Origin of the sequence: Pedobacter heparinus (assembly GCF_032678725.1) — a bacterium.
In the GTDB taxonomy this organism is placed as follows: Bacteria; Bacteroidota; Bacteroidia; order Sphingobacteriales; family Sphingobacteriaceae; genus Pedobacter; species Pedobacter heparinus_A.
Window position 1 is genome coordinate 1 of sequence record NZ_JAVTSC010000031.1, and the last position, 7,230, is coordinate 7,230.

The following is a 7,230-nucleotide window of genomic DNA, read 5'->3' on the forward strand; positions in this document are numbered from 1 at the left end:
CGCACTTGTATTGTTCATACTGGCTCTTCCCCGTAAATAAATCTGTGCATCATCAGCGTCCCCATTCGAGAATCTATTTTGAACGCCCCCCGGCATTCCATCTCCCATTCTGCTAATTATACCAGGAACACGGCCCCCGAGCGCATTGCTCAAATTTGAAGGTGCTGCTTTTCTAAGTTCCTTCATGTTAATATTGGAAATGGCTCCAATTACACTTGCCTTTTTCTGGGCGCCGTAACCTACCATTATGACTTCATCTAAGGATTTAGAGTCTTCTGATAAGCTAACATCGATTTTTGAGCGGCCTTTTGCGTTAACCTTCTGAGGGATATAGCCCAAAAAACTAAAAACAATAACTGAGTTAGCGTTAGAAATGTTAATGGAATATTGACCTTTTGCATTTGAAACTGCGCCAATTTTGGTGCCTTCAACAAGAATACTGACACCAGGAAGTGAAACTCCATCTTTATCGGTTACAGTACCGCTTAATTGTACATTTTGAGCATATGTGCTCATATAAACCAAGCTAAAAACTAATAGTATTAAAAATCTCCTCATAATTTTAATTTTAAAATGATTACCAACCTGGATTTTGAATACCTGGATTTCTGCTGACCTCTTCCCTAGGGAAGGGATAACGATACATATTTTCGGTAAATACCCGATTTTCTACCACCTCTGGAGTGTATGTAAATGTATAAGGTAAACCGCTACTTCTCACTATTTTCAAGCCTGATACGGGTTTGTTATTCAGTACGGTTACTGCAAGGTTCCATCTTCTTAAATCCAAATGGCGGTGTTCTTCAAAAGCAAGCTCAATGCGGCGCTCATGACGGATAGCATCCCGCATTAATGACTGACTGGTTGCAGAAGGGACTGTTTGATTAGCGGTTAAACCTGCACGTGTACGGATCAGTGCAATCGCCTGGCGTGCGGTCAATCCATAGGTAGCCGGATCATCCGGGCCATACGCCTCATTCATAGCTTCCGCGTAATTCAATAATGTTTCTCCATATCTGAAAATTGGAAAACAATGCAATGTATTTACTACAGGAGCTATCCAGGTAGCTTTGGTCGAATTGCCCATGAATTTACGTAAGAAGAAACCTGTACGGGTAGGGTTTATACCTGTTCTGTCTTTACCACCGTCAAAGGTTTCTACAGTAACACCCATCCAGGATACTCCATTATATAAAATAGTTTTATCAAAACGCGGGTCCCTGTTAGCAAAAGGAGCATTTGCATGAGTAGGGTTACTCCAGTTAAAACGCGTACCATCTTTCATCTCATAATCATTAACCAGATCTAAAGTAGGATTAGTTCCACCCAAACCACCTACCAGTTGAGGCAAGCCATTCACTTGTTCAATAGCAGCGTTTGCCGGCTCTATCCTGGAGAGAATGATCTCGTTGTTTCCGACAAGTGTAGTGAAAAATGCATCATAACCGGTACCAGCTGTATATAAGCTATATACAGGGGCTGCTCCATTTTTCAGGTTAATAACTGCAGCATTCGCAGCAGCAGCAGTTTGCCACTTCGTAAGCAAATTTCCCGCATTGTTTAGCGGACTCGCCGCATATAATAACAGTCGACCTTTTAAAGCAAGGGCCGCACCTTTTGTTGCGCGGCCAAAATCTCCAGCTGCGTAGGTAAGCGGCAGTACTGCCACAGCCTCATCGCACAAGCCTGCAATATATGCCACGCATTCATCGTATGAACTTTTTGGGATAATCAGATTGCCATCAGCGCTCAGCGCTTCTCTAACGATAGGATAACCTCCAAAGCGCTTCAGCAGCTCAAAGTTTAACAAAGCACGTATAAAAATAGCCTGGCCATAGTACTCATCGCGTTGAGCAGCAGTTATTTGACTTACGTTGGACACCGGTGCTACAATAACATTGGCATGTATATCATTTGTATAATCATACGTTCTGCGGATGCCTGTATAAATTGTATTTAAGGGGGCATCCCAGTTATTTGACGATGTAGTTCCCCAATTTCCTGTTCCCCACTTTTCTGCACCAGAATTCAGGGATGCATGTACAGCTTCATCCGTTGCAGCAGCAACCATCGACCCAAGAACATTAGCACCCGGAATTGGTCCCACATCATCGCCCACATCAGCCACCGATCCCAACCGGTTATAACCCTTGGGAAGAAAGGTATAGAGGTTATTTACAAACTGCAATATCCTTGCACTATTAGTATAAATGACATCTTTATTGACAAATTGAGCTGGCTTTGTATCAATTGTTTCATCAGAACAGGATGGAAGCAGGAATGCTCCCGTCAGACATATAATAAAAAATAGTATTTTTTTCATATCCATTAGTATTTGAAGATTAAAATTTCACATTAAGGCCTACACTAAAAGAGCGCAGCAATGGATAGCCTACCGGATTTTCCATTTCCGGATCTTTTAGTTTGACTTCATCCCACAGGAATAAATTATTGCCATTTACAAAAATCCGTGTGCTGGTTATTCCGATCTTTCCTACAAGGCTGGCTGGGAGTGTATATCCTAGTTCTGCGTATTTAAGCCTTACAAAAGAATTATCTTTCACCCAGTATGAACTAACTGCGGTATTATTCGTATTAGTCAGACTTAATCGAGGGTACGTCGCTGACTGCCCCGACCCAGGAGTCCATCTGTCGAGGTGATGCTCCAACGCATTTCCCGTTTGTCCGACAAATGCATAATAAGTACGGCCTGAATTATAGGTGGTGCCTCCTTGCGTTCCATGGAAGAACACATTCAGATCAAACCCTTTGTACTGGGCTCCCAGGTTCAGTCCGAAGTTACTTTGTGGCATTCTGGCCTTACCAATAACAGTAATATCGTTCTCATTAATTATTCCATCACCATTCAGGTCCTTATACTTCAGATCACCCGGTTTCTGTGTGCCCAGAGATGACTGGCTGGGCAAACTTGCAATGTTGTCGGTTTCGGTATAGAACCGGTCAAAAACATATCCCATTCGGGTTTGTAAAGGATTTCCGATCGTTTGCATCCAAGGATACTGCTTTTCTACCTCACCGTTTTCTATAACTTTATTTTTTGTAAAAGAATAGTTGGCGGTTATAGAATACTGAAAATCTTTTATCTTGTCTGTCCATCCTGCCTGAACCTCAAATCCTTTGTTTTTGAAAATGCCGGAAGGAACCGAAGTAGTACTTCCCCCTCCATACATCACTGTAATATCACCGGAAATAAGAATATCTTTAGTTTCTTCATTGAAATAATCAAAAGAAGCATTAAATTTATTATTTAACAGGGTTATATCCAATCCTGCATTAGATTTCAGCGTCTTTTCCCAGGTTACCAGAGGATTGGCTATCTGGCTTTGATATACACCAGAACTTGCAGTAGGAGTGGTACCGAAAAAAGCACCATATCCTGCCGCAACAGCATAAGAACCGTAATAGCTAAAATTCAAGTCTCCTGGCGCTACGTTTCCGGTTCTTCCATATGACCCTCTGATCTTTAAGAAATCAATTATACTTCCTTTCATGAAAGATTCATCTGAAACAATCCAACCTGCAGATACCGCAGGAAAGAAGCCATAGCGGTCGCCTACAGGATATTGCTCATTTCCCATATAAGAAGCTACAAGATCAAGCAGGTACCTATCTTTAAACCGGTACGATACGCTTCCTTTCGGCCCCTGGTAATTTTTAGTTTGTCTTCCCGAGTTTGCAATATTGCCGTCGCCAGAATTAGTGTCAAATTGCTGCCGTTCATACATCAGCATCGAACTGATATTATGATTGCCAAAAACCGTGTTATAATTCACTGCAAATGAATGATCATAGATCCGGTTTCGATTAATATATGCGCCACCTGGTACTATTACGGTAGTTGTCCCAAATTGAGTATAAGGTGTGGCAGAACCGGTAGGATTTAGTGAATATACTGCAAAATTCTTGGCACGGTTTGTATAAAATGATGATATACTGGAAAAACCGACTCTGGCTTTGAGCGTCAATCCCTTCAATAAGCTGTTAAAATCATAGTCTAATTCAGCGAATGATGACATTGAAGCTCCGACAATGTTATTATAGCCAGCGTAATTAAGCCCTCCGTAAGGGTTATTCTGATAAGTAATATTTCCACCCAATGAACCATCAGCATTTTTCATCGGATAAGCATTAGACGGGGTTGCGTATATTGAATTAAAAAGATTTTCATCAAAAAGTGTATTGTAGGCTCCCGGGGCATTACGCTTGTCCCTTTTTGACCGGAGGTCTGCAAATATTTTCAGATTTTTAGTGATCTTCAGATCAACACTGGCCCGTACATTAATAAGATCAAGATTAGAGTTCGTGCTGTATGTGTTAATACTCTTATCAGTATTAAAGATACCATCATCCGTAAGGTAACTTGCTGAAAAATAATACTTTGCATTATCTGCACCACCACTTACATTTACATTATTTCGAATCTGCAATGAATGGTCCTTCACCAGTTCATCAGACCAATCCACATTCGGATATAAGTAAGGATTGCTTCCATCCTGGTAAGCCTGTAGTGCTGTAGCATTGTATTTCGGCACAGCAATCGGATTATCATTTAGCTGCGCTTCATTATAAAGTACGGCATAATTGTAAGCGTCGAGGAATTTAGGCATTCTGGTCGGTTGCTGAAACGTCGATTCAACATTATAATTAATCTTTAATTTCCCTACTTTACCCCGCTTAGTGGTTACAAGTATAATGCCTTGTGAAGCGTTCATACCGTATAAAGCTGTAGCCGCCGCATCCTTCAGTATAGTGATACTTTCAATATCGTTAGGTTCAATCTGACTTGCATCATCCAGCCTGCCGTTAACAATTATCCAGGGCGAATCCGAACCATTTAGATTATGAAAGCCCCGAATCTGGTACGAAATACTCTCAGCTCCAGGAGTAGCTTTACCCTGGATTATTGAAAGACCCGGTAAACGACCTGACAAAGCACTTAGCCGGTTAGTACCTGGAATGTTACTTAATACATCTCCCGAAATAGAAGAGACAGCACCTGTAATATACTTCTTCGGCTTAGATCCGTAAAGAACTTTAATCTCCTGGTCCTGGTCAACAAGTGATAAATTTTTGATTGAGTCTTGTGAATTCCGCTCCTGTGCGTTGGTATAATAACCAATCAGTAGCAGAAGCACGCTTCCTGTAAAGACTCGTCTGGTAAATTGAGTAATTATTTTAGTCATATATTTAAGTTTAGTACATTAAAATATTCAAGACGATTGCTTTAAATCCTTTACTGAAAGTATTCTTTAAGCTGGTACTGGTAACCAACAGACCCAGGCTGGTCTTGCTGTTCAATCCCTACAAAACCCCTCATATCACCATTATCGTCAATGATCTGTTGAAAAGCGTAGGGATGTAAATTACGGTTGTAGGTAGGAAACTCATCATTGGTAGGCAGGCAGGCGCAAAAATGATTGTAAACCATACTTCTGCCATTATTATTACTCGCAAGATGATAAATGATACCCGTTCTGGTTGTGGTACAACCCGAATTACACACATCCGCAGAGCTTGGCGATAACACATGCAAGGTATTGCCATTAGCTGAAGATGTAAAAGGAGTTAAATTTAATTTGTCAGCTTTCCATGCCCCGGTTACCGTGGTGTCTATAGATATGGTAGTTCCATTTGTAGACCAAACAGCTATCCTAAAGCCTCGATAAAGAATACGGGGCACCTGCGCAACTGTTTTAAAAGTACTCCATGAAGCATTACTGCCATAGCCCCTGCCATGGGTAAGCCCGTAACTGGAACTTCTGAGCGATACTTTTGCGCTAAACGCATCAGGGTTGGTCACGTTCCAGCTTTCAGTAACACCTGCCCAGGGCGCATCCCATGCGATAGAAAGTACGCCGGTTGTAGCATTATAAGTATAAATACCCGTCCGGCCAAAGTACATACCTGCAGGTGCCATCCAACCGGTAGGCGTATAAGGATTGGCAGTTTTGCTGATGTTCTCAAAAGTACAGGTATGTGCATTAAACAAGGTTTTCCCTTTTTCATCTACGGTATTCCAATCCCAATAAGTAGCAGCCACTGTCCCGGCATTGGCATTAAATGTCCAATTGCAAATTCTGACAACGGTTTCGCCGGTAAGATCCATATTGCCCATTACCGCGGAGAAGCGGGCTTTGCCCCCTGGCAGGGGCTGTTCCGATGCAATCATAGCCTCCAGATTGCTTTCCTTTAACTGTGAACCTTCTAAATCGCTCGCTCCAGGTAGCTGGCTCTTACTGCAGGATTGAAATAAGAGCGGAAAAACTAAAAAAATCATTGTGTACCTCAAAGTACAGCAGGTTAAATTTTGTTTCTTCATTGTGGTGGTTTTTTTTGGTTTAGTTTGTTTGGGCAATTAAAATCTGCAGTTTATCAACTTAAATTAAACCGTACTGCATGCTGTTCAGTAAACTCAATTTCTCATTAACCCTGCAGACTTATATTGCCTTGTTAATGATAAAACAGTTGAAGCTGTACCTGGTAGTAGAGCGAGAGAAAAAAAATGTTTATTTTAAAAAGAATAAAATGATGCTTATCCTTGTCAGTACGTCCAGTTTCAGTTTAATCATCCTTATTGCGTATCCGATCTGTTTTTTCACTGTTTTATCAGAGATCTCCAGTTGGGTTGCAATTTCTTTATGGGATAAGAATTGTTTTCGGCTCAATTCAAAAACCTGGCGCATTTTAACAGGCAGATTCTGAATCTCCTTTTCTACGATCAGCAGCAATTCCTTTTCGTCAATCTGCTCAACCGTACCATTACCTGCCTCTTCGGCAAACGCAGTTAAGGCACTTAAATAATCCCGTCTTACTTTTTTTTGCTGGATCAGGTTAATGATCTTATTTCTTGCGGTGATATACAGATAACCAGAAAGGTTGCTGTTAAAGGGAATATTGATTCCTTTGGTCCATAAAGTAACAAAAAGTTCCTGTACCAGGTCCTTTGCATCATCTTCATCGCCCAGCATCTTCAAAGCATGAAAATACATCACTTTCCAGTACCTGTTATAAATTTCAGCAAATGCCTGCTGGTCTCCTGATTTTAGACAATCAAGCAGTTCCTGGTCAGTGTATGATTTGACGGTCCGCATGGAGGTTTAGTTGAAAACGAATATACTAAAGGAATATTTAATAAACAACAATTGTTTACGTCACCGAAAGCATAAAATAATGAAAAAGGCTATAGAATGTCAAAAACTTTTATCTTGT

5 protein-coding genes are annotated in these 7,230 nt (G+C 41.1%); all 5 read right to left on the reverse strand.

Translation table 11 applies throughout. The features are described from left to right. The coding region (locus R2Q85_RS24315; protein ID WP_316814412.1) for a carboxypeptidase-like regulatory domain-containing protein at positions 1-516 on the reverse strand (516 nt) is incomplete at its 3' end. 61 nt (positions 517-577) lie between these two features. Continuing rightward, positions 578-2,323 (reverse strand): RagB/SusD family nutrient uptake outer membrane protein, encoded by a 1,746-nt coding sequence (locus tag R2Q85_RS24320; protein WP_316814413.1) that lies wholly within the window; start codon positions 2,321-2,323, stop codon positions 578-580. A 19-nt stretch (positions 2,324-2,342) separates the two neighbouring features. Further along, positions 2,343-5,204, reverse strand: coding sequence for a TonB-dependent receptor (locus tag R2Q85_RS24325; protein ID WP_316814414.1), 2,862 nt, complete (start codon positions 5,202-5,204; stop codon positions 2,343-2,345). Between the two features lie 50 nt (positions 5,205-5,254). Then, positions 5,255-6,340, reverse strand: coding sequence for a hypothetical protein (locus R2Q85_RS24330; protein ID WP_316814415.1), 1,086 nt, complete (start codon positions 6,338-6,340; stop codon positions 5,255-5,257). Positions 6,341-6,527: 187 nt separating this feature from the next. Next, positions 6,528-7,112 (reverse strand): RNA polymerase sigma-70 factor, encoded by a 585-nt coding sequence (locus R2Q85_RS24335; RefSeq protein WP_316814416.1) that lies wholly within the window; start codon positions 7,110-7,112, stop codon positions 6,528-6,530. Between the last annotated feature and the right edge of the window lie 118 nt (positions 7,113-7,230).